This window comes from Janthinobacterium sp. GW823-FHT01H08 (assembly GCF_058797855.1).
The window spans coordinates 3,135,090-3,157,889 of sequence record NZ_CM179504.1 but is presented as its reverse complement, the minus strand read 5'-3'; the positions used below and the strand labels follow the sequence as shown (position 1 = coordinate 3,157,889).

18 protein-coding genes are annotated in these 22,800 nt (G+C 64.7%); 7 read left to right on the top strand and 11 right to left on the bottom strand.

Annotated features, from left to right (window positions below):
- The first annotated feature begins 53 nt into the window (after positions 1-53).
- On the top strand, positions 54-1,235 hold the full coding sequence (locus AC3RCG_RS14040) for a serine hydrolase domain-containing protein (RefSeq protein WP_492401593.1): 1,182 nt from the start codon (positions 54-56) through the stop codon (positions 1,233-1,235).
- Between the two features lie 91 nt (positions 1,236-1,326).
- Positions 1,327-1,497, top strand: coding sequence for a hypothetical protein (locus tag AC3RCG_RS14035; RefSeq protein WP_162995635.1), 171 nt, complete (start codon positions 1,327-1,329; stop codon positions 1,495-1,497).
- On the opposite strand, the gene AC3RCG_RS14030 is transcribed toward AC3RCG_RS14035, so the two are convergent.
- Positions 1,494-1,877, bottom strand: a complete 384-nt coding sequence (locus AC3RCG_RS14030) for a YkvA family protein (RefSeq protein ID WP_046685558.1) — start codon at positions 1,875-1,877, stop codon at positions 1,494-1,496. The genes AC3RCG_RS14035 and AC3RCG_RS14030 overlap by 4 nt on opposite strands.
- Before the next feature lie 92 nt (positions 1,878-1,969).
- Here AC3RCG_RS14030 and AC3RCG_RS14025 point away from each other — a divergent pair, with 92 nt between their 5' ends.
- Both AC3RCG_RS14025 and AC3RCG_RS14020 read left to right on the top strand, forming a co-directional pair.
- Entirely contained in the window at positions 1,970-2,278 is a 309-nt protein-coding gene (locus tag AC3RCG_RS14025; protein ID WP_492401594.1) for a hypothetical protein, read from the top strand.
- 3 nt (positions 2,279-2,281) lie between these two features.
- Positions 2,282-3,067: a DNA topoisomerase IB gene (locus AC3RCG_RS14020; RefSeq protein WP_492401595.1), complete on the top strand. Its 786-nt coding sequence runs from the start codon at positions 2,282-2,284 to the stop codon at positions 3,065-3,067.
- On the opposite strand, the gene AC3RCG_RS14015 is transcribed toward AC3RCG_RS14020, so the two are convergent.
- Positions 3,021-3,251 (bottom strand): hypothetical protein, encoded by a 231-nt coding sequence (locus tag AC3RCG_RS14015; protein WP_162995634.1) that lies wholly within the window; start codon positions 3,249-3,251, stop codon positions 3,021-3,023. The genes AC3RCG_RS14020 and AC3RCG_RS14015 overlap by 47 nt on opposite strands.
- 264 nt (positions 3,252-3,515) lie before the next feature.
- On the opposite strand from AC3RCG_RS14015, the gene AC3RCG_RS14010 reads away from it, so the two are divergent.
- The gene (locus AC3RCG_RS14010) at positions 3,516-6,890 is read left to right on the top strand and encodes a hypothetical protein (RefSeq protein ID WP_492401597.1); all 3,375 of its coding nucleotides are present in this window, start codon (positions 3,516-3,518) and stop codon (positions 6,888-6,890) included.
- A gap of 6 nt (positions 6,891-6,896) precedes the next feature.
- Here AC3RCG_RS14010 and AC3RCG_RS14005 read toward each other — a convergent pair whose 3' ends face one another.
- Genes AC3RCG_RS14005 through dsdA form a run of 3 tightly spaced genes read right to left on the bottom strand, consistent with a single transcriptional unit; the run spans position 6,897 to position 10,004 of the window.
- The gene (locus AC3RCG_RS14005; RefSeq protein WP_492401598.1) at positions 6,897-7,718 is read right to left on the bottom strand and encodes a ferritin-like domain-containing protein; all 822 of its coding nucleotides are present in this window, start codon (positions 7,716-7,718) and stop codon (positions 6,897-6,899) included.
- A gap of 43 nt (positions 7,719-7,761) precedes the next feature.
- Positions 7,762-8,664, bottom strand: a complete 903-nt coding sequence (gene dsdC, locus AC3RCG_RS14000; RefSeq protein ID WP_492401599.1) for a DNA-binding transcriptional regulator DsdC — start codon at positions 8,662-8,664, stop codon at positions 7,762-7,764.
- Positions 8,665-8,684: 20 nt separating this feature from the next.
- Positions 8,685-10,004 (bottom strand): D-serine ammonia-lyase, encoded by a 1,320-nt coding sequence (dsdA, locus tag AC3RCG_RS13995; RefSeq protein WP_492401600.1) that lies wholly within the window; start codon positions 10,002-10,004, stop codon positions 8,685-8,687.
- 288 nt (positions 10,005-10,292) lie between these two features.
- On the opposite strand from dsdA, the gene AC3RCG_RS13990 reads away from it, so the two are divergent.
- Positions 10,293-10,481, top strand: a complete 189-nt coding sequence (locus tag AC3RCG_RS13990) for a hypothetical protein (RefSeq protein ID WP_139142897.1) — start codon at positions 10,293-10,295, stop codon at positions 10,479-10,481.
- 43 nt (positions 10,482-10,524) lie between these two features.
- On the opposite strand, the gene AC3RCG_RS13985 is transcribed toward AC3RCG_RS13990, so the two are convergent.
- The 4 genes from AC3RCG_RS13985 to AC3RCG_RS13970 form a co-directional block, all read right to left on the bottom strand.
- Positions 10,525-10,746, bottom strand: a complete 222-nt coding sequence (locus AC3RCG_RS13985) for a hypothetical protein (RefSeq protein ID WP_139142896.1) — start codon at positions 10,744-10,746, stop codon at positions 10,525-10,527.
- A gap of 228 nt (positions 10,747-10,974) precedes the next feature.
- A complete protein-coding gene (locus AC3RCG_RS13980; RefSeq protein WP_492401601.1) occupies positions 10,975-13,062 on the bottom strand; it encodes a TonB-dependent receptor in 2,088 nt (695 codons plus the stop codon).
- Positions 13,063-13,151: 89 nt separating this feature from the next.
- Positions 13,152-13,547: a DUF2946 domain-containing protein gene (locus AC3RCG_RS13975; protein WP_492401602.1), complete on the bottom strand. Its 396-nt coding sequence runs from the start codon at positions 13,545-13,547 to the stop codon at positions 13,152-13,154.
- Positions 13,548-13,727: 180 nt separating this feature from the next.
- A complete protein-coding gene (locus AC3RCG_RS13970) occupies positions 13,728-15,872 on the bottom strand; it encodes a TonB-dependent siderophore receptor (protein WP_492401603.1) in 2,145 nt (714 codons plus the stop codon).
- A gap of 245 nt (positions 15,873-16,117) precedes the next feature.
- On the opposite strand from AC3RCG_RS13970, the gene AC3RCG_RS13965 reads away from it, so the two are divergent.
- Entirely contained in the window at positions 16,118-19,576 is a 3,459-nt protein-coding gene (locus tag AC3RCG_RS13965; protein ID WP_492401604.1) for a DUF748 domain-containing protein, read from the top strand.
- A gap of 66 nt (positions 19,577-19,642) precedes the next feature.
- On the opposite strand, the gene AC3RCG_RS13960 is transcribed toward AC3RCG_RS13965, so the two are convergent.
- Positions 19,643-19,999: a hypothetical protein gene (locus tag AC3RCG_RS13960; RefSeq protein ID WP_070313643.1), complete on the bottom strand. Its 357-nt coding sequence runs from the start codon at positions 19,997-19,999 to the stop codon at positions 19,643-19,645.
- A gap of 97 nt (positions 20,000-20,096) precedes the next feature.
- Positions 20,097-22,547 carry a membrane-bound PQQ-dependent dehydrogenase, glucose/quinate/shikimate family gene (locus AC3RCG_RS13955; RefSeq protein ID WP_070313642.1) on the bottom strand — a complete coding sequence of 817 codons (2,451 nt, stop codon included), beginning with the start codon at positions 22,545-22,547 and terminating at the stop codon, positions 20,097-20,099.
- Positions 22,548-22,800 lie beyond the last annotated feature (253 nt).

The window sequence follows — 22,800 nt, the reverse complement described above, 5'->3', positions numbered from 1 at the left end:
ATGGCGGGCGGAAATATTGTTAAGATAATTAAAAATGGCAAAAGAGAGAATCAATGAAACGACGAAGCATGCTGGGACTGGGCGTCTCACTGGCCCTGCTGCAAACGGGCTGCGCCACCGATCCGGCCAGGCTGGCGTGGGAAACGGAATTTGACGGCTTCATGCGCGATGGCCTGGCACGCACGGAAACGCCGGGCATGAGCGTGGCCGTGGTGCGCGGCGAACAAACCGTCTTCGCGCGCGGCTATGGCTGGGCCGACATCCAGGCCGGCAAGAAGGCCGATGCGAACACGGTGTTCCATGTCGCCTCCGTCAGCAAACTCGTCACGGCCACGGCCGTCATGATGCTGCTGGAACAGGGCGCCTTCCAGCTCGACGACAAGGTGGCGGCCTACCTGGACTTTCCGCTCATGCATCCGAAGTTTCCCGACGTGCCCATCACCTTTCGTCATTTGCTCAGCCACACCTCGGGCATTTCCGACGCCGTGTACGACAAGACGACGGCGTTTGCCGTCCAGGGCGACCCGCGCTTGCCCCTGCGCGACTTCGTCAAGGGCTATCTGTCGCGCGGCGGCGCCTGGTATGACGCGGATGTGTCGTTTGCCGCCCGGCCCGGTACGGAATGGCGCTACAGCAATGTCGGCATCGCCCTGCTCGGCTATCTGGTCGGCCGTTTGAACCCCGATGGCCTCGACGCCTACACGCGCGAGCACCTGTTCGAACCGCTGGGCATGGACAGCACGGCCTGGAACCTGGCCGGCTTGCCGCGGCGCGCCGTCGTCGCCCAGCCGTACGCGCACAAGGAGCCGGGCCTGCAAGCGCTGCTGCCCGTCGGCTATCCGGACTGGCCGGCCGGCCTGCTGCGCAGCTCGGCGCAGGACTTTGCCCGTTTCCTGGCCATTTTCAGCAATGGCGGCCGGGTCGATGGCCACCGCTACCTGCAAGACGCGACGCTGCAACTGTTTTTCGCCCCGCAAGCGGCCCCCGTCGTGCCCGCCGATTCATCCGTGCAGCAAGCGCTGGTGTGGCTGCTGCGCGACGTCGACGGCCGGGCGCTGGCCACGCACAGCGGCGGCGACCCGGGGGCCGCGTCCGTCGTCTGCGTCGACCGGGCCAGCAAGACGGCCGTGCTGGCCTTCGCGAACGTCAGCGCCGACAAGGAGTTTCGTTCATTCCAGAAAGAAGTCGTGCTGCGCCTGCTGGCGCACGGGGCCGGCGGCGCGCCAGCGAGGTAGGTATGGCGCTTGTGTGAACGGGCGCACAGTAGCGCCTGGGCAAGAACGTATGCTGTGCTGGTCAAACTTGACCATCAACGAGGAGACCAGCATGACGAACCGCATCGGCAACAAGGACGTGGCGCAGCAGCGCAGCAAGAGTGAAAAAGCCCGCATCAAGGCGCAGAACATCGCCGCCGAGGCGGTGAAGAAGGCTGAAGCCAGGGCCAGGTACCGCAACGCCGTCAAAGGCCAGCCGGGGCTGCCCGCTGCCGGCGGTTAGGCGCCGAACCAGCCGCGCAGTTTCTCGGCGGCCCGTTCCTTGACCTCGGCCGTGATGTAGGTGGCGACGGTGGCGACGGCCGCCGCCAGCACGGCCAGGTCATCCGCATAGCCGACCACGGGCGTGATGTCGGGAATCGCATCGATGGGTGAAATGAAATAGCCGAGCGCGCCGTAAATGGCCGTCTTGGCCCACAGCGGGGTGTTCGGCTGCTGGGCCGCGTAGTACAGCCACAGGGCTTTTTCGATGACTTCGCGCCCCGCCGTCTTGGCGAACTTGACGACCTTGTCCCAGAAGCTGTCATCCGTGTATTTCTTTTCATACTGCTTGTCGGCCTGGGGGGCGTGGTCTTCTTCCAGATTCTTTTTTCTGCCAAACATCTGCTGCTCCTGTCTGCCGCGCACGGCGTTACGAATGCGCACCTTAGCATAATGGCGCGCCGGGTGGGCGGCCTGCAAGGTAAGCTATCGTCATGGAAATATCTGCCACCACCACGGCCCGCACCGCCGGCCTGCGCTACACGGGCGACCATCAGAACGGCATCGCCCGATCGGGCAAGCCCGGCAAGTTCCGCTACCGCGACGAGGACGGCCAGATCGTGCGCGATAGCGCCGCCTTGACGCGCATCAAGGCGCTGGCCATTCCGCCCGCCTGGACGGACGTGTGGATCTGCCCGCACGCGAATGGCCACCTGCAGGCGACGGGCCGCGACGCGCGGGGCCGCAAGCAGTACCGCTACCATGCGCGCTGGCGCCAGGTGCGAGATGAAGTGAAATATTAGCGCATGCTCAGCTTTGGCCGCGCCCTGCCCGCCATCCGCGTGGCCGTCGCGCGCGGCATGCAGCTGCCGGGCTTGCCACGTGAAAAAGTGCTGGCCACCATCGTGCACCTGCTGGAATTGACGATGATGCGCATCGGCAACGAAGAATATGCGCGCGCGAACAAATCGTTCGGCCTGACCACCCTGCGCACGCGCCACGTGCAGGTCGACGGCAGCGCCGTGGCCTTTCACTTCAAGGGCAAGAGCGGCGTGCGCCACGATATCCGCCTGAGCGACCGCAAGCTGGCCACGGTGCTGCGGCGCATGCGCGAGTTGCCGGGCCAGGAACTGTTTCAATACATCGATGACGATGGCGCTCGCCACGGCGTCGATTCGGGCGACGTCAACGATTATCTGCGCGAGGTGACGGGCGAAGACTACACGGCCAAGGATTTCCGCACCTGGTCCGGCACCCTGCTGGCCGCGCTGGCCCTGCAGGCGTTCGAGCAGGTCGATTCCGATGCGCAAGCGAAGAAAAACATCGTGCAGGCGATCGAGTCCGTGGCGAAAAAACTGGGCAATACGCCGACGATCTGCCGCAAATGCTATGTACATCCGGCCGTGCTGGAATCGTATCTGGAGGGCAGTTTATTGGAAGGCATGCGCGCGCGGGCGCAGGAGCAATTACGGGAAGAACTGCCGGCGCTGGCGCCGGAGGAAGCGGCCGTGCTGGCCTTGCTGCAGCAGCGCCTGCAGAGTGCGGTCAAGCCTGGCGCGCGGGCTGGCGCTGGCACTGGGCCGACAGCGTGAGGGCATCGCTGCGGCACACGGGCAAGGTGCCATGCCCCGCTTCGCGCGCCACGGGGGCCGGCGCGGCATCGCCGTTCTGCGCCTCGCCCGCATTCATCCAGGTGGCCGCCAGGGTCGAAAAGGTGAACAGGCAGATCAGCAGGAATGGCTTGTTCACGTGAAGGGACTGGCCTGGCTTTTGCATCGCATACTCCGTCGGACTGGTTGGCTGTTGCAGCATGGACACGATCATCGCGTGTTTCCACAAGGCATACAATCAGACGGTTTCGACAAGATGGGTAGGACAGCGCTGACAGACTCAGCCATAAATGCCGATGTCGGCAGATTTGACACCTGCTCCGGCCCGTCCCAGACTAGCCCTTGTTTTTGCAGCATAATCCAGACAGGAACGTTTCCTGCTTGACCTCTCGCCTGGGCACGCTTGGCGCCAGTCAACGGGGGAACGATCATGAGCTTTATCAAACAAGTGCTGCTGGCGCTGCTGCTATGCGCAATGTCGGCCGCGCACGCCACCAGCATCGGCTACACGGCAACGTCGCTGGGCGGCACGCAGTGGCGCTACGACTACACGGTCAGCAATACCACCTTGGCCGTGCCCATCGAGGAATTCACCTTGTTCTTCAGCGTGGGCACCTACGCCAACCTGCAGAGCGTCTCCACGGCGCCGGGCTGGGACGTGCTGCTGGTGCAGCCCGATCCCGCCATTCCCGCCAGCGGCTACCTCGACGCGCTGGCGCTGGCCGGCGGCATCGTCCCCGGCGCCACGGCCACGGGCTTTTCCGTCACCTTCGATTACCTGGGCGCGGGCAGCCCCGGCGCCCAGCCGTTTAGCATCCTCGACCCCGTCTCCTTCATCGAACTCGACACGGGCATCACGCAGCCGGCCGCCGTGCCCCTGCCCTCTACACCATGGCTGCTGCTGGCCGGCGTGCTGGGCTTGGCGTGCCTGCGGCGCCGGCAGCTGGCCGGCGCCGCGCTGGCCACAGGCCTGGCGCTCGGCCTGTGCGCCTGCGGCGGCCCCAACGATCCCACGCAGTCGCCCGCGCCGAAGGTCATGCTGGCGGCAGCGGCAGCCACCGTCCAGGCCGCCGGCGACTTTGAAGTGACGATGCTCGATAAAGTGGCTGAACAGCGCGTCAGCCGCACGGTCTGGGACTACACTTACCGCGTGCACATCCGCAACAATGGCAGCGAGGCGGCCGGCAATGTGCAAGCCGTGCTGGCCAGCGCGCCAGAAGGCAGCACCATCATCGATGGCGACGTGCAGGCCGGCAGCATCGGCGCGGGCGCCACCGTCACGCCCGCTGACACCATCACCCTGCGCATCGAGCGCAGCATCGCCTTCCAGAGCGCCGGCCTGACCTGGACTTTCAGCGCCAGCACCGGCATCGCCCTCGACCCCGTGCGGCCCGCGCAAGTGGTCGTGCTGCCGCTGTCCGGGCTGGGCTTTCCCGACGGCGCCGACAGCGTCAAGGCCAGCGGCGCCGTCACGGACGTGCTGCTGCAGGAAGGCAGCCTGCGCTTTTCCACGCCGGGCGACACGGGCGTCGACCAGCACGCGCAGTTTTCCCTCAGCAAGGGCGGCAAGGTCACCATCCTGGACCTGCTGATCCAGACCGAACTGCCGACGGCCGTGGAAACCTATGTGGAGCCGAACGACGACGGCAGCGTGCCCGCTGCGGCGCCCGTGCTGGCCATCACTGGGCTGGGGCCGAACAACCGCCTGCAGCCGGGCGGCATGGCGTTCCGCCTCGTGGGCGCGCCGCCGCTGGCCCTGCAGGACGACAGCGACGGCCTGCTGTCGATGCCGGACGGCGCGGCCATCAGCCTCAAGAGCTACTGGACGTTCGATGCGGCCAGCGGCACCTTCAGCATCGGCGCCACGGCCATGCAGCAGCTGCTGGCATCCTTGCCCAACGGCAGCTACGACCTGAACCTCAATTTCGTCTCGCAGGATGGCGAGTTCACGGCCAGCTATGCCTTGATCGTCATCAAGTCCGGCATCGTGCTGCAAGGACAGCTGCGCACGCCCGCAGGCGGCAATGCCACGGGACTGGCCGGCAAGAAGATGTTATTGGCCGGCTACAACAACCGCCAGCGCCAGGTGGCCGTGGTCGACGCCACGGGCGCCTTCCACTTCGATGGCGTGCTGCCCGACACCTACCAGCTGACCTTGAACGACCTCGTCCATCCAAACGTGGTCAGCGTCAGCGCCGTCGTCTTCAACAGCAGCAGCAACGTCAATGTCGACATCGTCTACCCGTATGCGGCGAGCCCGGCCTTGCGCGCCGAGGCGAAGACCTATACCGCCGGCAGCGTCACGCAGGATGGCGCCGCGCCGCCCGCGCGCGAGGTGCCCGCCAGCCATCGCGCCGCGGGCGACGTCACGCCGCAGGATGACGCGGACAGCAAGACCTTCACGGCCACGGCGGCCGCGCAAAACCAGACCATCAGCTCGCCCATCGCCTTCACGGTGCCCAAGGACACGAAAAACGTGGGCGTGAAAATCACCGTCAGCACGGCCGAGTATCCCGTCTACACGACGGCGCAAAGCCAGTACAACGATACCTGGTCCTATTCCGTGACGGGGCTGCCCGGGGTCAACCTGGCCGCCGCGGGCGCCGTCAACCAGAGCCACTTTACGCAGGGCACCATCGTCAGGACCGAGTGCGTCGATGTCAGCAAGCAAACCAAGGATGGGGCATTGACCCTGGGCGGCAATGTCAGCGCCACGAATATCGGCGACAGCGCTCTGGCCACCGTGACGACGGTGGAACTGAGCCTCGCGTGCAAGGGCTTGAAGGTGACGCTGGCAAAATTCCTTTCGCCCAACAAGGATGCCCACCCCGTGTTGCAGCCGATCAAGTTGACGGGCAATCTGGCGGGACCGTATGTATCCGTGTCGCAAGGAAACGCCACGGCCACGCACACCTTGCCGCTGGAATTGCACTACACGCCGGCGGCGGCGACGATTACGGAAGTGAACATCGGCATTGCGTCCGGCGGCGGCGACCCCGCCTTCAGCACGCAGAATTTATTGTCCCAGACCAATACCAAGACTGCCGGCACCGTGAAATTTCCCAGCCTGGTGCTGCCCGCCTTTGCCGGCGCCAAGCTCGACAAGAAGGCCGTCGTCACGGTGCGCCTGAAGGGCCGCATCGACAATACCGATGCCAGCTCCGACCCGGCCGAAGGGGGACAAGTGGCGTTCAAGGGCGACACGGCCTATATCCCCCTGTACCTGGCCAACGACGAGGCGGCGCTGGCGGCGCGGCGCTACGGCACGCGCGATCCTGGCGGCGATTCGTGGGCCACGCGCCTGGCCATCGCCTGGCTGGCGGGCAAGGCTTACCGTTTCGACGACATCAGCGGCCAGCACGTGACGCAGACGGCAACGGGCCGGTCCATCCTCGGCCACAGCGGCCACAGCGACGGCCAGCAGATCGACCTGCGCTACGCGGACGGCGCCGGCGGCTATACGGACGCGCTGGGCGGCCAGAACGACGGCGCCGCCATTCACCAGCTGATCAACGACGCAAAAGCGGAAGTGGTGGCCAACCCCGCGCAAAAGCCGAAACTGGCGGCGCTGCAGGCGTGGATCGCGGCGAACCGGGCCATGCTGGCCCAGGAAGCGGCGCCGGCCAGCACGCGCATCATCTACATCGGCCCCAGCTTCATCAAGCTGGCCCTCGTCGACGGGCGCTTTTCCGCCGCGCCGGCCGACAAGATCCCCGGCGCGGGCGCCTGGACCAAGCCGGCAAAAGTGCACATCGAGACGGGACACCTGAGCCACTGGCACATCAGCCTCACGGCCCATCCGTAGGCAAGGTCAGGCGGGCAGATCGGACAATTCCAGCTCCGAAAACCCCGCCCGCCGCCGCGCTTCCAGATTGAACGGGCCGCGCAAGGTGGGCGCCTCGTAGCGCAGCGCCAGCTCGGCATAGGTGGCGCGCAATTCCAGGCCCCTTTGCTCGCACAGATAGCCGTACCAGCGGTTGCCGATCTCGACGTGCCCCACCTCGTCGCGCAGGATGATGTCGAGGATGGCGGCGGCGGCCAGATCTCCCGCCTGCGCCAGCTTGGCGCGCAGCGGCGGAATCGCATCGAGGCCCCGCGCTTCCAGGGTGCGCGGCACCAGCGCCATGCGCGCCAGCACGTCGCCGCGCGTCTTGTCGACCATTTCCCACAGGCTGTCGTGGCCGGGGAAGTCGCCATACGTGTGGCCCAAGACCTGCAGGTGCGCCTGCAGCATGGCAAAGTGCGTCGCTTCCTCCTTCGCCACGCGCAGCCAGTCCGTGTAGTATTCAGCCGGCAGGTCCGGGAAGCGCCACAGGGCATCGAGCGCCAAATTCATCGCGTTGAATTCGATATGCGCGAGCGCGTGCACCAGCATGGCGCGCCCTTCCGGCGTGATCATCGAACGCCGCCCCACCAGGCGCGGCGGCACCAGTTCCGGACGCTCGGGCCGGCCCGGCACGGCGCCCGTGGGCGCCAAGTCCGCCTGCGCGTCGAGTGCCAGCGGCGCCTCGGCCATGGCCGCCACCATCGCCACCTTGGTCGCCGGGTCCGGTTCCAGCAGGCAGGCCAGCGCAGTGCTGCGTAACTCGCGCAATTGCGCCGGCGCGGTGGGGGGCGATGGGGAGGGCTGCATGGGTGTTCTTTCTGGCGTGTGCTTCAACAAGGGGCGCAGTGTATCAAATTGCCTGCCCCAGCAGCCAATCGAACAAGGCCTGCACGCGCGCCGGCAGCGCGGCGTGTGCGCTGTGCACGAGGTAATACGCCTGCGGGCTGGGCAAGTTAAAAGGGCCGAACGGCAAAACCAGCTGGCCGCTGGCCAGCCACGGCTGCACCAGCTGGCGCCGGCCCATGGCCAGGCCCGCATGGTGGATGGCCGCCTGCGCGCACAGGTCGGCGCGGTCGAAGCGCAGGCTGCGCGCCGGCAAGGTCACCTCCGGCGCCTGCCCGTCCAGCCACAACCGCCACTCGGCGTCGGGCGCGCAGGCGGGCCACGCCAGGGTGTCGTGCAGCAGCGTCGCACTGGACAGCTGATGCGGCGCGTCAAACAAGCCGTGTTCGCGCGCATAGTGCGGGCTGCACGCGGGCGCCAGCCATTCCTCCATCAGCTTGCGCGATGCCAGGCCGGGAAAGTGGCCGTCGCCATAGTGCAAGGCCACGTCGACCTGGCCGGCGCGAAAGTCCACGCTTTCATTGCCCACGCGCAAGTCGACCGACACGTCCGGATACTGCGCAGCGAAGCCTGCCAGGCGCGGCACCAGCCAGCACTGGGCGATGGACGGGCGCGCATGCACGGTGATGCTGCCCGCCAGCGCATCGCCGCCGGCCAGCGCCGCCTGCAAGCCGTCCCAGCCGATTTGCAGGGCGGCAAAGATGCGCTCGCCGTCGGCCGTCAGTTTGACTTGCCGCGTCAGGCGCTGGAACAGCCGCAAGCCGAGGCTGCTTTCCAGCCGCGCGATGCGGTGGCTGACGGCGCTGGGCGTGAGCGCCAGTTCCTGCGCGGCCAGCGCGAAGCTGGCATGGCGCGCCGCCACGAGAAAGGTGTGCAGGTTGGCGAACTGGCTGGCCGTCAGCGTGGACATGCGCGGCATGCCGGGCGGCATCAAGCGGCTCCGGCCGCCAGCAGCGCGCGGCCACGTGCCACGTAAGCCGCCATTTCCTGCTCCGGCACCATGCTGCCGCCCGTGCCCCATACGAGGTGCGTGGCCTTGTCCAGGTGCTGCCGGTATTGCGGCGCCGCCAGCACGGGATTGATGCCCGCGAAACCGGCCACGGCGGACGGCTCCAGGCGCAAGCCTTGCGTTTGTTCCAGCGTCGCCAGCAAGCGGTACAGTTCTTCGTCGGTGACGGTGGCGTAGCCGTCGATCAGCCGCTGCATGGCGCGCCCGACGAAGCCGGACGGGCGTCCCACGGCCAGTCCATCGGCGGCCGTCAGGTTGTCGATGCCGATCTCCTGCACACTGATTCCCTCGTGCAAGCCCGTGTGCACGCCCAGCAGCATGCACGGCGAGTGGGTCGGCTCGACGAAGACGCAGTGAACAAAATCGCCAAAGGCCAGCTTCAAGCCGAAGGCCACGCCGCCGGGACCGCCGCCCACGCCGCACGGCAGGTAGACGAACAGCGGGTGATGCGCATCGACCACGACGCCGGCCGCTTGGAACTGGGCTTGCAGGCGCTGGCCCGCCACCGCATAGCCGAGGAACAGATCGTGCGAATTTTCATCGTCGACGAAGTGGCAGGTGGGGTCGTTCTCCGCCTGCTGGCGCCCCGCTTCCACGGCCACGCTGTAGTCGGTCGCGTACTCGACGACGGTGACGCCGTGGCTGCGCAATTTATCCTTCTTCCATTGCCGCGCATCGGCTGACATGTGCACGGTGGCGCGAAAGCCCAGACGCGCGCTCATGATGCCGATCGACAAACCCAGGTTGCCCGTGGAGCCGACGGCGATCGCATACTGGCCAAAGAAGGCGCGCACGGCGTCGCTGGCCAGCAGGCTGTAGTCATCGCCCTCCTTCAGCAAGCCCGCGTCCAGCGCCAGCATTTCCGCATGTTTCAACACTTCATAGATGCCGCCACGCGCCTTGATCGAGCCGGAAATGGGCAAATGACTGTCCTGCTTGAGCCACAGCTGACCGCTCGTCATGTCTAAGGCCGCCTGCATGGCGGGCAGCGGCACGACGGGCGACTCGATGACGCCGCCGCTGGCCTGCGTTTCCGGAAACGCCTTGGCCAGGTACGGCGCGAAGCGCGCCAGGCGCGCGCTGGCATCGGCCACGTCGTCCGCCGTCAAGCCCACGTCCTTCAAACCCTCGGCCGCCGGGGCGATGCGGGGATTGAACCAGCTCAAGGGCTGCAAGGCCATCAGTTCTGTAATCAGGGGAAATTTTTCGCGCAGCGCGGCGATGGCGGGAGTGGGCAGCATGGCAACCTCGTGTAGGAACAAGCCATGATTAGAGCGCATCCGGGCGCCGCTGGCAAACGATGGTTGATCAGGCAATGCATGAGGGAATGTCATCTATCCCGCATTCATCCCCAGGCACTAACCTTGGCCCATAGCTAAATTTAATTCTTGAAGGCACTATCGATTAAAGAAAAATTTCCACAAAGTCACAAAAATAAGTTATCTTAAAGGCAAATAAAGGAGACATTTTTTCTCTTTTCTACCGAGGCAAAAATGCGCTCCAAGAATGACAAAGTTACTGCTACGAATATGGATATCCTCGACTGCGCAAGGCAGGACGATTTGACGGCCCAAAAGGTCGAGGTCGGCATTATTTTCCAGGAAATGCTCGATACCGCCACGGCCGCCGCCTACCTGGCCAAGAACAAGGTGCCGATCGCCACCGCGCTGCGCGTGCTGACGGGCTCACGGCGAAAAAAGAGCGGAGGCGGAAGTTGATGGCTCTGCGGCCGGTGAGCGGGGAATGGTCTGCCTGAACAGCTCAGGACTTCAAGGGAGGAGGCGCCACTTCATACCAAACCCGTATCCCTCGCTCAACCTTGGCTAACGCCGTCCAGCCTCGCGTTTCCGTGATGGTTTCGATGTTGACCGGACGAACGCCGGTTTTTAACAGCCATTCATTGGCCAATACCAGCGACCGGTCCATGCCATCGGAAAGCGGACTGCCCGCAGTGGTCGAACGAAAATCTTTAAATGCGATCATGGACACCTTTATATTAAGTCAGCTTCATTTCAGCAGATAAAGCCTTCAGCCTCCGCTATCGCACCCATGTGCGCCAAACGCCTGAAGCAGGCGCCAGAGAGCATAACAAATTACCGTCGAGAAACATGCGCACATTGTCACGACCACATGGCGCTCGCCGATGCGGCGTTGCCAGCGTGCGCCTTCCCCCCCGCATCGGCGGCAGGAAGACGCACGCTGATAGCAGGCTTAGAACTTCAGCTGCAGCCCCAGGTCAATCGATCTTCCCTCGGCCGGCAAGGCTTGCAGCGCCCCGCCGTTCGCTTTCAGCCCAGACAGATACACGCCGCCGAGCGGGTCCGCATACGCGCGGTTGAACAGGTTGCTCACGCCGGCGCTCAGGCTGGCCATCTTGTTCAATGCCACGCTGCTGCGCAGGTTGACGAGCGCATAGCCGCCCGTTTCCGGTTCGAAGCGCCGGGCATCGACCCTGTCCTTGCGGGCCACGATCTTCGTTTCGATGCGGTTGCTCCAGGCGCCCAGCTTGTGCTCGACGGCCAGCAAGGCGTTGAACGGCATCATGCGGTACAGGTCGCCGCCATCGCTGCGCTTGCCCCGCGTGTAAGCCGCATTGCCCGTCGCCATGAAGCGGCCCCAGCGGGCGCTGCTGGCCAGCGGCAGCTGCCAGGCCACATTCGCGCCGTACAATTTGGCGTCGTGGTTGGCAAAGCGCAGCAAGTTACCGTTCGCGCCCATTTTCATATACGGGTGGAAAGACGCCAGCACGTCGACGTCGATGTAATTGTCGACCTTGCTGTAATAGGGATTGACGCGCAGGAACCAGCCCTCCTCGCCGCCGCCATGCCAGTCGGCCGTGAACGCCGCCGTGTACGCCGTCTCGGGTTTCAGGTCGATATCGCCCACATAGCCGTTGCCGTCGCCAAACCAGTTGGTCATGGTCATGGCCATCGAGCCGCGGCCCCACGAGTAGCGCTCGTACAGGTTGGGCGAGCGCACCTTGCGCGCCAGCGCGAATGCATAGCTGCTGGCCGCATCGGGCGTGAATGTCGCTTGCGCGGAGGCATCGATATTCGTGTCGCGCTGGCTGCGGCTGCGCGCATTGAAGGCCTTGGCGGCCATCAGGTCCGGCATGTTCATCATATTGGTGCCGTACGATTGCACGTCGCCCGACTCCATGCGCACGGATTCGCCGCGCACGCCCAGCACGCTCGTCCAGCGCGCATCGTGGCGCGTTTCCAGCTCGCCGAACAGCACGGCGCGGTCGCGCTTGCCGTCATTGATGTTCAGGTAGGTGCGCGGTCCCATCATCATGGAACCGGGCACGGCCGGCCAGTAGTCGTCGAGGCGGAAGCCGTGCCACTCCTGACCCAGGCGCAACTCGCCCGCCGCCATCGGCAGGCTGGCCATCAGCGCATAACCGGTGTTGCGGCCATGCGTAATCATCGGCATCGAACCCTTGCGCTCGGGCGAGAAAAAGCCCATCTCGTGGTCCGTCTGCTGCCAGTAGGCGCGCGCGTCCAGCACGCCCCAGGCAAATGTGCCCTGGTAAGCGAGATTGGCGAACTGGCCATGGTTGTCCGTCATGTCCATGTACTGGTTCGGGAAACCCTGGTACGGGATGTGCTGCACGCCGGCGCGCAAGGTCAGCTGCTGACCATCGCCCTTCGCCGCCAGCACGATGGCCTGGTTGATGCTTTCAAACATGCTGGCCAGCACGGTATTGCCGTGGCCGTCTTCATAGCTGTGGCCGCGCGTGTATGCGCCGCTGTAGCCGACGCTGAGCACGTCGCTGGCGGCCGTGGCGTGCACGCTGGTCGCCACGCTGTTGTTGACGCTGCGCCCGGACACGGCAAAGCTGCCTTGCGTGAGCAGGCCCGTGCCCGGCCGGGCGAAAACGGGCGCGTTCGATTGCACCTCGATGGTGCCGCCGATGCTGTCGCCGCCCGCGCTGACGGGGGTCACACCCGCGATCAGGCGGATGCGCTGCACTTGTTGCGGATCAATGTACGACAACGGCGCATTCATGTGATTGCCACAGGCCGACGTCAGTTCCATGCCGTCGATGCGAATCTTGAGGCGGTCATCGGCAAAACCATTGACGACAGGCAAGCCGGACACGCCGCCGCCGGCCGCCACGCTGTAGCCGGGCGTGCTGGAGAGCATGAGCGCCGAGTCGGCGGCAGGACGGTAGCCGTCGCCTATGGCCGTGACGATGACTTTCATTTCCGGCAAAACGGTGGTGCCTGCTTCATTGTGGGTTTGCGCCACGGCGGGCATGGCGATGGCGAGGGAAATCAAGAACGGTAAATGTTTCATGGTGCTGCTTTCAGATTCTGTATAGGTAAGATGAACAGGCGCAAGCGCACGGCACGCGCGGCGCAAGGCAGTTCAGGGAAAGGGACAGATCAGAAAGCGGCGGGAGGCCCACGGGGCTGGACGGGCGTCCAGGCGAACAATGGCGTGGCGGACTGGTAGAACAGCTCGGGCAGCAAGCCCGTGAGGAGCTCGCCGGAAGCGAGCACGAGGGTGGTGGGCGGTATCGACAAGGTGTCCGCATGCATGCTGCAGCAGGGGCAGTCGCCCATGCGCATGCTGCCCTTGGAAGTATCAGGCGCCTCAGTGGACAATGTTGCGGGCAACATGTTCATGCCGCCCGCCACCGAGCAGATTTCCAGGCTGGGCACGGCCAGGCCGCTGGCGACCGTCAGCGCGCGCGACACCGTAGGGGCGAGCGTGGCCAGGAAGATGGCGATACACGCGATCCACAGGACGATGCCGGCCTTGCCTTTGCTGATGAACATGGCAACAGTGTATCAGGGCAAGGCCCCTGCGCACAGGGTGCAAGTCAAACCTTGCTTACAACGCCTAACAAAACCGTAGCGAGCGGAAGGGAGCTGTGGCTGAGAAGCGGAACTGTGCTTGAGCACAGTGAGCATCGCAGGCCGCAGATCACGACGCGCAGTAGGTTTTGATAGGCGTTCTTACAAATCCACCTTCATCGACAGCTTGATGGCACGCGGCGCGCCCGACGCCAGCCGCGTGCCCGCGCCGGCCCAGTAGCGCTTGTCGGCAAGATTTTCCACGTTCAGCTGCCACACGACGGCCTTGTCCATCACGCGGCTCGCATAGCGGGCGCCCGCGCTGAACAGGCTCACGCCGCCGAGGAAGGCCTGGTTCAGGTCGTTGACGGGACGGGCGCTGTAGTAATACGCGCCGCCGTTGACGGACAAGCCGGGCACGGCGTCAAACGCGTAAGCGAGGAAGGCGCTGGCCGTGCGTTTCGACGCGTTTTCCGGCGCCTTGCCGTTGTAATCGGCGTTGATGTTGGCAAAGCTTGGGTCGAGCAGCTGGGCCGACGTTTGCCACGACAGCTGACGCGTCAGCTTGCCTTGCGTCGAGATTTCCAGGCCGCGGTAGCGCTGTTCGCCATCCGACGTGAAGACGTTGCTGCTATTCGTGTAATAGCCGGGCCGCGTGATGTCGAACAGCGCGGCGGACAGCAAGGTGCCGCCCGGCGTCAGCCAGCGCGCACCGAGCTCTTTCTGCTTGCTGACGCCAGGCGCCATCTTGACGCCCTGATTGGCTGTGCCCGTCGGGCCCGTTTCACCCTCTTCCAGACCCCGCGCCGTAGACGCGTAAAACGACAGTTCGGGCGTGGCCTTGTAGATCAATGAGGCCATCGGCGTCGTCTTGCTGACGTCGTAGTGGCTGGCGCCCTGGTCGCTCTGATAACTGCTGCGGCGCACGCCGATGACGCTTTGCCACTGCGGGCTGAAGACCATGCGGTCGAGCGCGTACAAGCCCGTGTCGCGCGTCTCGAGCGCAGCCGTCGTGGGCGCCGTCGGCTTGGGACCGAACACGACATTCGTCACGGGCACGGGCTGGTACAGGTTTTGCGACGCGATCGTGTAGTTGCTCTGGTAGATAGCATCTTGCGACTTGTCCGTGCGCGAGGCGCCCAGGGTCAGTTCGTGGGCAATCAAACCCGTATTAAAGTTGCCGGCCAGTTCCGCGCGCAGCAAGTCCGACGCCGTCACGCTGTGCTGGATATTGCCCGTGATGCGGCCCGCGCCCGTGGCCAGGGCCGCCGCGTTATTCAGGCGGAAGATGGCCAGGCGGCGGTCGCGCGCCGTTTCCGAGTGGCCCGCCTCCACCGTCAAGGCCCAGCCGTCCGTAATGGCGTAGTCGGCGCGCAATTGCGCGTTTTTCGTCTGCGCCTCGAAATTCGACCAGTCGGGGCCGATCAAGTTGCGCGGATCGACGGCGCGCGGCAAGCTGATCACGCCCTTCACGGCGGTGGGCAAGGCCACGCCCGCCTGCTCCGTCACCTTGCGGCGGTCGTATTCCAGGTCCGCCTTGAGCAGCAGTTTATTAGTCACCCGCCAGTCCAGCGCGGTGGAGAGAAAGCTGCGGTTGCCATTGCCGACCTTGTCCAGATAGGAACCCAGGGTGCCGCCGGCCGCATTGATGCGCACGCCGAATTCCTGCTGCGCGCCGAAACGGCGGCCCACGTCGACATTCGCCACGGCACTGCCCCGGTCATCGAGGCTCAGGCCCATGCTGGTGACGGGCTGGCTGCCAGCCCGCTTGGTAACGAAGTTGACGACGCCGGCCGGCGACGTAAAACCGTAGTACAGGGCCGAGGCGCCCTTCAGCACTTCCACCCGTTCCTTGTTTTCCATGGGCACTTGCGAGAAGTTCATGATGGGCATGGAACCGTTGAGGCGGTAATTCGTGCGGTTTTCCACGGCGATGCCGCGTATCACCAGCTGATCCCAGGTTTCGCCGCCATTTTGCTGGCGCGTCACGCCCGCCGTATTGCGCACGGCGTCGTACAGGCCGGACACGGCTTGCTGCTCCAGCAATGCGCGCGTGATCACGTTGACTGTCGACGGCACGTCCATGATGTTGGCGCCACGAAAGCTGCCCGCCTCCGTCGTGACAGGCACCAGGCCTTGCGCGCGGGTGCCCGTCACCTGCACGGCTTGCATGACTTTCTCATCGCCAGCCGTCAGGTCGTCCTGGCCGCCAGCCCCATTCGCGGCGAAGGCTGCGTGGGAAGCGAAGGCCAGCGACAGGGCGGCGGCGACAGGAAGTAAGCGGGTGCGGGGAGAGACGACAGGCATGACATCGGGCTTTCAATGAGAAAATATGTACGGATGGAAACTTACGGTTAGCGGGCATGATACCGATAATGAGAATCATTATCAAGTAAGAGTGAGTTTGTGTGAGTTTTACACAAGAAACAAGGCCACCGTGGCGCCTGTTATCACTTGAACACGTTTGGATTTTGCAGACGAGGCCGCAAAGAGGCATACTGACAGTCACGGCGCGCAGGATGTGCCGCCCAACAAGATCAAAAGGTAAGTTCGTGAACACAATCGACAACAAAAGCGTGCAGACGAAAACATTTCGCTGGAAACGCTGGCAGCGCTGGGCCGTCGGCACAGGCTGCGTCCTGGCCGCCTACAGCGCGGCCGGCTTCTGGCTGGTGCCCTACGTCATCAAGAATCAGTTGCCCAAGTTTGCCGAGAAAGAACTCGCGCGCCAGGCCAGCATAAGCTCCGTACGCTTCAACCCGTTCACCTTGCGCCTGGAAGCGGAGCAGATCGCCTTCAAGGAAGCGGCCGGCGCGGATGGCCAGAGCGGCGCGCCGCTGCTGTCCATCGACGCCCTGGCCGTGCAGCTCGAATGGAAATCCATCGTGCGCCGCGCCTGGAGCCTGGCGGAAATCCGCATCACGGCGCCACAGGCGCAGCTGACGGTCACGCCGGACGGCAAGTTCAACCTGGCCGAAGTGCTGGCCACCTGGCAACGCAATCATCCGGAAAAGAGCGACGGCGGCATGCCGCGCCTCGTCATCGCCCGCTTTGCGCTGGAACAAGGCAAAGTGGACTGGCAAGACCAGAAGGCGGGTTATGCGGATAACTTCACGCCGATCAACTTTACACTCGACAATATCTCCACCCTGCCCGATGCCAACGGCAGCTACAGCCTCAGCGCCGACGCGGCGCGCGGCGGCAAGCTGCACTGGCGCGGCACGGCCTCGCTCAGCCCGATTCGCGGCGAAGGCGAGTTGATACTGAACGACGCTTCCCTGCCCGGCCTGGCCGCGTATTTGAAGGCGTACACGCGGGCGACGGTCACCAGCGGCAAGCTGTCGGCCCGCCTGCCCTACGCCTTTTCCTATGCCGACGGCACGCTGCAAGCGACGGTCAAGGGCGCGGGCCTGGCCTTGCGCGACCTGGCGCTGGTGCAAGATGGCAAGGGCGCGCCATTTACATCGCTGGACACCCTGGGCATCGCCGGCGTGAACGTGGATCTGGCGCGCCAGAACGTCACGGTGGATAAAATCAACTTGTACGGCGGCAAGGTGGCCGTGCGCCGCGACAGCAAGGGCGAGATCGACGTGGCGAACCTGATGCTGCCGGGCAATCCCGCACCTGCAGCACCGGCCGCCGCGCCAGCCAAACCTGGCAAGTGGAAGGTGGATTTAAAACAGCTGGCGCTGGCCAATGTGGACGTCTCCACCATCGATGAAACCGTCTCGCCAGCCCTGCAATTGAGCGCCAGACAGTTGCAACTGCAACTGAAGCTGGGCTTGCAACAAGGGCCAGCGGGCATGGCCACCGTGATCGACGGCGCCAATTTCAGCCTGGCCGACCTGGCCATGCAACGGGGCACGCAAACCCCGTTCAAGCTGGCCCAGCTGGGCTTTACGGAAGGCAAGACCGACCTGGCGGCGCATAGCGTGCACCTGGGCGCCGTGACGGCCAGCGGTGCGCAGATTGACCTGGCGCGCAACCGCCAGGGAGAGTTTGCGATTGCGCAAAAACTGCCCGTGTTTTCCTCCGGCAAGGCCGACGCAGGCAAGGAAATCCCTTCCGCGCCGTGGTCCACGACGGTAGACAAGGTGGAACTGAGCAAATTCGGCGCCCGTTTCGAAGACGCGGGCACGGGCATCAAGGGCACGCTGCAGGATGCCAGCCTGTCGCTGCACAAGGTCAGCAACGACATGAAGCAGGCGCTGCCGTTCGAGCTGGGCGTGGGCCTGCGCGAAGGCGGCTTGCTCACGGCCAACGGCAAGTTCGTGCCGGGCACGGGCGCCGTCGATGCGCAACTGAATTTGAAACAGCTGACCCTGGCGCCCGTGCAACCGCTGCTGGCGCAGCATGTAAAGCTGAAGCTGGCGGGCGGCACCCTCTCCGGCAGCGGCCGCCTGACGACGGGCGGCGGCGCGCCGAAAGCGCCGAAAGTACGCTATGAGGGCGGCGTGGATATCGCCGGCCTCGTGCTCAATGAAACGGATGGCAAGCGTTTTGCGTCATGGAAAAGCGTGCGTGCCGACAAGCTGACTGCCAGCGTGGGTCCCGATTTTGTCGACATACCCGAGCTGCGCGTGGTCGAACCGAATGCGCAGCTGATCATCGAAAACGACCGCAGCCTCAATGCCCAGCGCCTGCTGGTGAAGGCGCCCGAGCCGGCCACGGCACCCGCTCCTGCTACCGCCAGCGCGCCCGCCGACGCCGCCTTCCCCGTACGCGTACGCCGCGTGCGCCTGCAGAATGCCAAGCTGGACTTTGCCGACCTGAGCCTGCGCCCGCAGTTCGCCGCCAAGATCTATGAGCTCAACGGCGTCGTCACGGGCCTGTCGACCAAGCGCGATGCGCGCAGCCAGATCGAGCTGGACGGCCGCATCGACGAATTCGGCCTGGCGCGCGTGCGCGGACAATTAAATCCCTTCGCCCCGACCGACAACACGGACTTGAACGTGGTCTTCAAGAACGTCGACATGGTATCCGCCTCGCCGTACACGATGAAATTCGCCGGCTATAAAGTGGCGGAAGGCAAGATTTCGCTGGACTTGCAATACAAGGTGCGCAACCGCCAGCTCGACGGCACCAACCAGGTCGTGCTCGACAAGCTGACCCTGGGCGAGCGCATCGACAGCCCGGACGCCCTGAAGCTGCCGCTGGAATTGGCGTTGGCCATCCTCAAGGATAGCGACGGGCGCATCGACCTGGGCCTGCCCGTGTCGGGCGACATGAACGACCCGCAATTCAGCTATGGCGCGCTGATCTGGAAAGCCGTGGGCAATGTGCTGACCAAGATCGTCACGGCGCCGTTCCGCGCGCTGGGCAACTTACTGGGCATCAGCGCCGACAAGCTGGAAGCCATCGACTTCGATGCGGGCAGCGCCGTGCTGCTGCCGCCCGAGCGGGAAAAACTCAAGCAGGTGGCGCAGATCCTCGCCAAGCGCGAACAGCTGAAGCTGGCCGTGCCGGGCCAGTACAGCGACACGGACGGGGCCGCCCTGCGCGCCCAGGCCGTGCGCCGCGCCGTCGCCGCCAAGGCCGGCATCAAGCTGGAAGCGGGCGAAGAACCGGGGCCGTTGAACCTGGGCGAACGCAAGGTACGGGGCGCCCTGCGCGACCTGTATGGCGAACGTTTCGGCAAGGCCGAGCTGGACAGGCAGAAAAAGGCGGCGGAGTCTGCCGCACCTGCCCCAGCGGCGGCCTCCGCCAGCGCTTCCGCGCCGGCGGCGGCCAAGATCCCCGTCTTCCAACGCCTGGGCAAGCTGATCGAGGGCGAGCCGCAAGTGGCCGACACGGGCGCGTTCTACAACGGCTTGCGCGAACAGCTGGAAGCCAAGCAGCCCCTGCCTGCCGATGCCTTGAATAAACTGGGTGCCCAGCGCAGCGCGGCGATTGTGGCCGCCCTGCAGCAGGACGGCACGCCGGCGGCCAGGGTCAGCGCGGGCGCGCCGGAAAAAACGGAGGCGGCGCCGGGCAAGCTGGTGGGCTTGAAGCTGGGATTGGCGGCGCAGTAATCGATGGACGTTGCCGCAACAAGTTTGCGGCAACGCCGTACAAGCGTCAGCAGTGCCGGCGGCTCGCTATGCGGGCCGGCAAGCCGACGCGCGTAGATGGCTGCCCAGTCTGGCACCGAAGAACACCAGCAGCCCAAACGCAGCCAGCAGGGGCAGTGCCAGCAAGGCAAAGCCGTAAGTAACCAACACCACCGGGAGCCATAAGATCAACAGGCCGGCGAAGGTCGCCATGCCGATGGTGCGATGTTGTGGACGCTGGATAAAAAAACCCTGGCATACGCCGATGACTAATCCGCATGCAGCGATGGCCAATACATGCACGATGCCCGGGAAATTCTCAAAGCTCGTGTAGACGAGAAATACCGCAAGAAAGCTCAGGACGGCACTGAGCGCTCCGATCAATCCCGTCCTGGCTGTACTCATGGGTGCCTTTCCAATAAAACCAACATAGGTGGCCGCGTGCCGCCATGCGCAATCCCATGCGGCACCATCCACAGGATGGCGCCGCAGCGCCCATGCGCTATTTTGCTTTCCCCGCCTCCTTCACCGCCTCATCCGGCAAGGCAAACGCCACCAGGCTGTCGCCCATCTTCGTGCCCAGCGAACCGTGGCCGCCGGCCATCACCACCACATATTGCTTGCCCGTCTTGTCGGAGACATAACTCATCGGCGTGGCCTGGCCGCCGGCCGGCAAGCGGGCTTTCCATACGGTTTTGCCGTTGCGCACGTCGTAGCCGCGGATGTAATAGTCGAGCGTGCTGCTGAGGAAAGCCACGCCGCCGCCCGTCGTGCTGATGCCGCCCAGGCTGGGCACGCCCAGCGGCAAGGCGATGGGCACGGGGGCGCTGTCGCGCGTGGTGCCGTTTTTGTGCATCCACACTTTTTTCATGGTGCGCAGGTCGACGGCGGCGATATAGCCCCACGGCGGCGCCTGGCATGGGAAGCCCAGCGGCGACAGGAAGGGCTTGATTTCCACGGCAAACGGCACGCCCGTCTGCGGCTGCAAGCCCATTTCCGTGCCCGTGCCGCCCGGCGCATTGGCTTGTGCGCGCGGCACCAGGCGCTCCAAAAAGCCCATGTAGTCAGGGTTTACCAGCAGCAACTGGCGCACGGGATCGACGGCCGCCCCGCCCCACTCGAAGATGCCCAACGGGCCGGGCGAAATGATGGCACCCTTGATCTTGCCTTCGGCCACCGTCTGCGGCGTGAACGGCCCTTCGTAGCGGTGCTGGCGGAAGATGATGCGGCACGCCAGCTGGTCGAACGGCGTCGTGCCCCACATGTCCGTTTCGCTGATGTGCTTCTCGGGCAGGAACGTGAGCGCCGAGAACGGCTGCGTGGGCGACAGCTTGTCGCCAGGGGCCGCGTTGGCGGTCGGCACGGGTTTTTCCGGCGCCGGCACGACCAGGCTGCCGTCGCGCCGGTCGATCACATAGATGTCGCCCCGCTTCGTCGTGGCGACCACGGACGGCACCTTGCCTTTCGGCGTATCGATGTCGACCAGGGTGGGCTGGCCGCCGATATCCATGTCCCAGATATCGTGGTGTACGGTCTGGTAGACCCAGCGCACCTTGCCTGTCGCCAGGTCCAGCGCGACGATGGCGCTATTGTATTTCTCGCCGTTCGGATTGCGGTTGCCGCCCCACGTGTCGGGCGTTTCATTGCCCATCGGGATATACACCATGCCCAGCTTTTCATCGACGCTGGAGACGCCCCAGGAATTCGGTGAATTGTTGGTGTAGGTCTTGCCATCGGCAATCGGCGCCGTGTCGTCGGGGTTCGAGGCATCCCAGTTCCACATCAGCTTGCCGGTGACGGGGTCGTAGCCGCGAATCACGCCCGACGGCTCTTCCGTGGAAAAATTGTCGGTCACGCTGGCGGCCATCACCACCACGTTTTGCGCCACGGCCGGCGGCGAGGTCGGCATCAAAAAGCCCCGCTTCTTCATACCCATGCCGTGATACAGGCCGATCACGCCGTTTTCGCCAAAGCTTTTGCACGCTGCGCCCGTATCGGCATTGACGGCGATCAGGGTCGCATCCATGGTGGGCGCGAAGATGCGGCGCGGGCACTCCATGCCGGCCGCCTCGGGTGCAGGGTCGCCCTTGGCGCGGCCCGCGTTGACGTCCCAATACGCCACGCCGCGGCAGATCATGTGCTGGTAGCTCGACGCGTCGCGGTTGATCTTCGGATCGTGGCGCCACAGTTCCTTGCCCGTGTCCGGATCGAGCGCGATGACGATGTTATGCGGCGTGCACAGGTATAGCATGCCATTCACTTTCAGGGGCGTGACTTCGTTGGCGATCTCGCCCGGGTCGTTCGGCCCCTTGAAGTCGCCCGTGTGGTACACCCACGCCTGTTTCAGCTGAGCAGCGTTGGCCGGCGTGATCTGCGCGGCCGGCGCATAGCGGTCGCCATAGCCGGAACGGCCATACGCGGCCCAGTCGTTGGGCGCCACGCCCGGCGCGAAATCGCCTTGCGGCGCGGCCGCCATGTTCTCGGCCGGCACTTCGCCATACAAAGTGTAATAGTCCTGGAACAGGGAAAAGATACCCACGGCGGCCGTCAGCACCACGGCCGCCGTCAGGGCGCTCTTGCCCGCATCGCGCGGTTTGGCCCCGGCCGTCAAGGGCGGATCGAGGCGGCGGTCGACGAACGGCAGCAGCAGCCAGACGGCGGCGGCGAACCAGATATCGAGACGCGGCAACAATTGCCACCAGTCGAACTTCACTTCGACGACGGACCAGATCAGGGTGGCGAACAGCAGCAGCGCGAGAAACAGCTGGGCGCTGCGCCGCCCCTTCCACACGAGCGCGCCCGAGATCAGCATGCCGATGCCGGCCACCACGTAATACAAGGAACCGCCGAGGCTGACGAGCCAGGCGCCGCCGCCGGCAAGCGCCAGGCCCAGCAAGATGAAGATGACTGCGGTGATGACAAGCAAGGGTCCAGGCCGGGCAGAGGCAGTCATGATGCTCCTTTACAAGAGTCAGTCGGCGGCACGCGCCTGCGCACCGTATTTGATTGCAATCAAGCAAATTGCATTTTTTCACCAATCGGCAAAGCGTGCCACACGCGAGAACGGGCGCCGCGTGCCGTGTGGCTTTTTATACACGAGCTGACCGTCGAGCCAGCCACAGCAGTACGATTTTGATGAAAATCATTGAATAAAATAAATTAACAACAAATTTCTCGAATAAAACGAATTTTTATCGTAGAATGAA

Coding starts and splice junctions, on each gene's coding strand:
- AC3RCG_RS13955 (WP_070313642.1), bottom strand. CDS start 22,547: ATGACTGCCTCTGCCCGGCCTGGACCCTTGCTTGTCATCACCGCAGTC.
- AC3RCG_RS13960 (WP_070313643.1), bottom strand. CDS start 19,999: ATGAGTACAGCCAGGACGGGATTGATCGGAGCGCTCAGTGCCGTCCTG.
- AC3RCG_RS13975 (WP_492401602.1), bottom strand. CDS start 13,547: ATGTTCATCAGCAAAGGCAAGGCCGGCATCGTCCTGTGGATCGCGTGT.
- AC3RCG_RS13980 (WP_492401601.1), bottom strand. CDS start 13,062: ATGAAACATTTACCGTTCTTGATTTCCCTCGCCATCGCCATGCCCGCC.
- AC3RCG_RS13985 (WP_139142896.1), bottom strand. CDS start 10,746: ATGATCGCATTTAAAGATTTTCGTTCGACCACTGCGGGCAGTCCGCTT.
- dsdC (WP_492401599.1), bottom strand. CDS start 8,664: ATGTCCACGCTGACGGCCAGCCAGTTCGCCAACCTGCACACCTTTCTC.
- AC3RCG_RS14015 (WP_162995634.1), bottom strand. CDS start 3,251: ATGCAAAAGCCAGGCCAGTCCCTTCACGTGAACAAGCCATTCCTGCTG.
- AC3RCG_RS14035 (WP_162995635.1), top strand. CDS start 1,327: ATGACGAACCGCATCGGCAACAAGGACGTGGCGCAGCAGCGCAGCAAG.
- AC3RCG_RS14030 (WP_046685558.1), bottom strand. CDS start 1,877: ATGTTTGGCAGAAAAAAGAATCTGGAAGAAGACCACGCCCCCCAGGCC.
- AC3RCG_RS13970 (WP_492401603.1), bottom strand. CDS start 15,872: ATGCCTGTCGTCTCTCCCCGCACCCGCTTACTTCCTGTCGCCGCCGCC.
- AC3RCG_RS14040 (WP_492401593.1), top strand. CDS start 54: ATGAAACGACGAAGCATGCTGGGACTGGGCGTCTCACTGGCCCTGCTG.
- AC3RCG_RS14010 (WP_492401597.1), top strand. CDS start 3,516: ATGAGCTTTATCAAACAAGTGCTGCTGGCGCTGCTGCTATGCGCAATG.
- dsdA (WP_492401600.1), bottom strand. CDS start 10,004: ATGCTGCCCACTCCCGCCATCGCCGCGCTGCGCGAAAAATTTCCCCTG.
- AC3RCG_RS14025 (WP_492401594.1), top strand. CDS start 1,970: ATGGAAATATCTGCCACCACCACGGCCCGCACCGCCGGCCTGCGCTAC.
- AC3RCG_RS14005 (WP_492401598.1), bottom strand. CDS start 7,718: ATGCAGCCCTCCCCATCGCCCCCCACCGCGCCGGCGCAATTGCGCGAG.
- AC3RCG_RS14020 (WP_492401595.1), top strand. CDS start 2,282: ATGCTCAGCTTTGGCCGCGCCCTGCCCGCCATCCGCGTGGCCGTCGCG.
- AC3RCG_RS13990 (WP_139142897.1), top strand. CDS start 10,293: ATGGATATCCTCGACTGCGCAAGGCAGGACGATTTGACGGCCCAAAAG.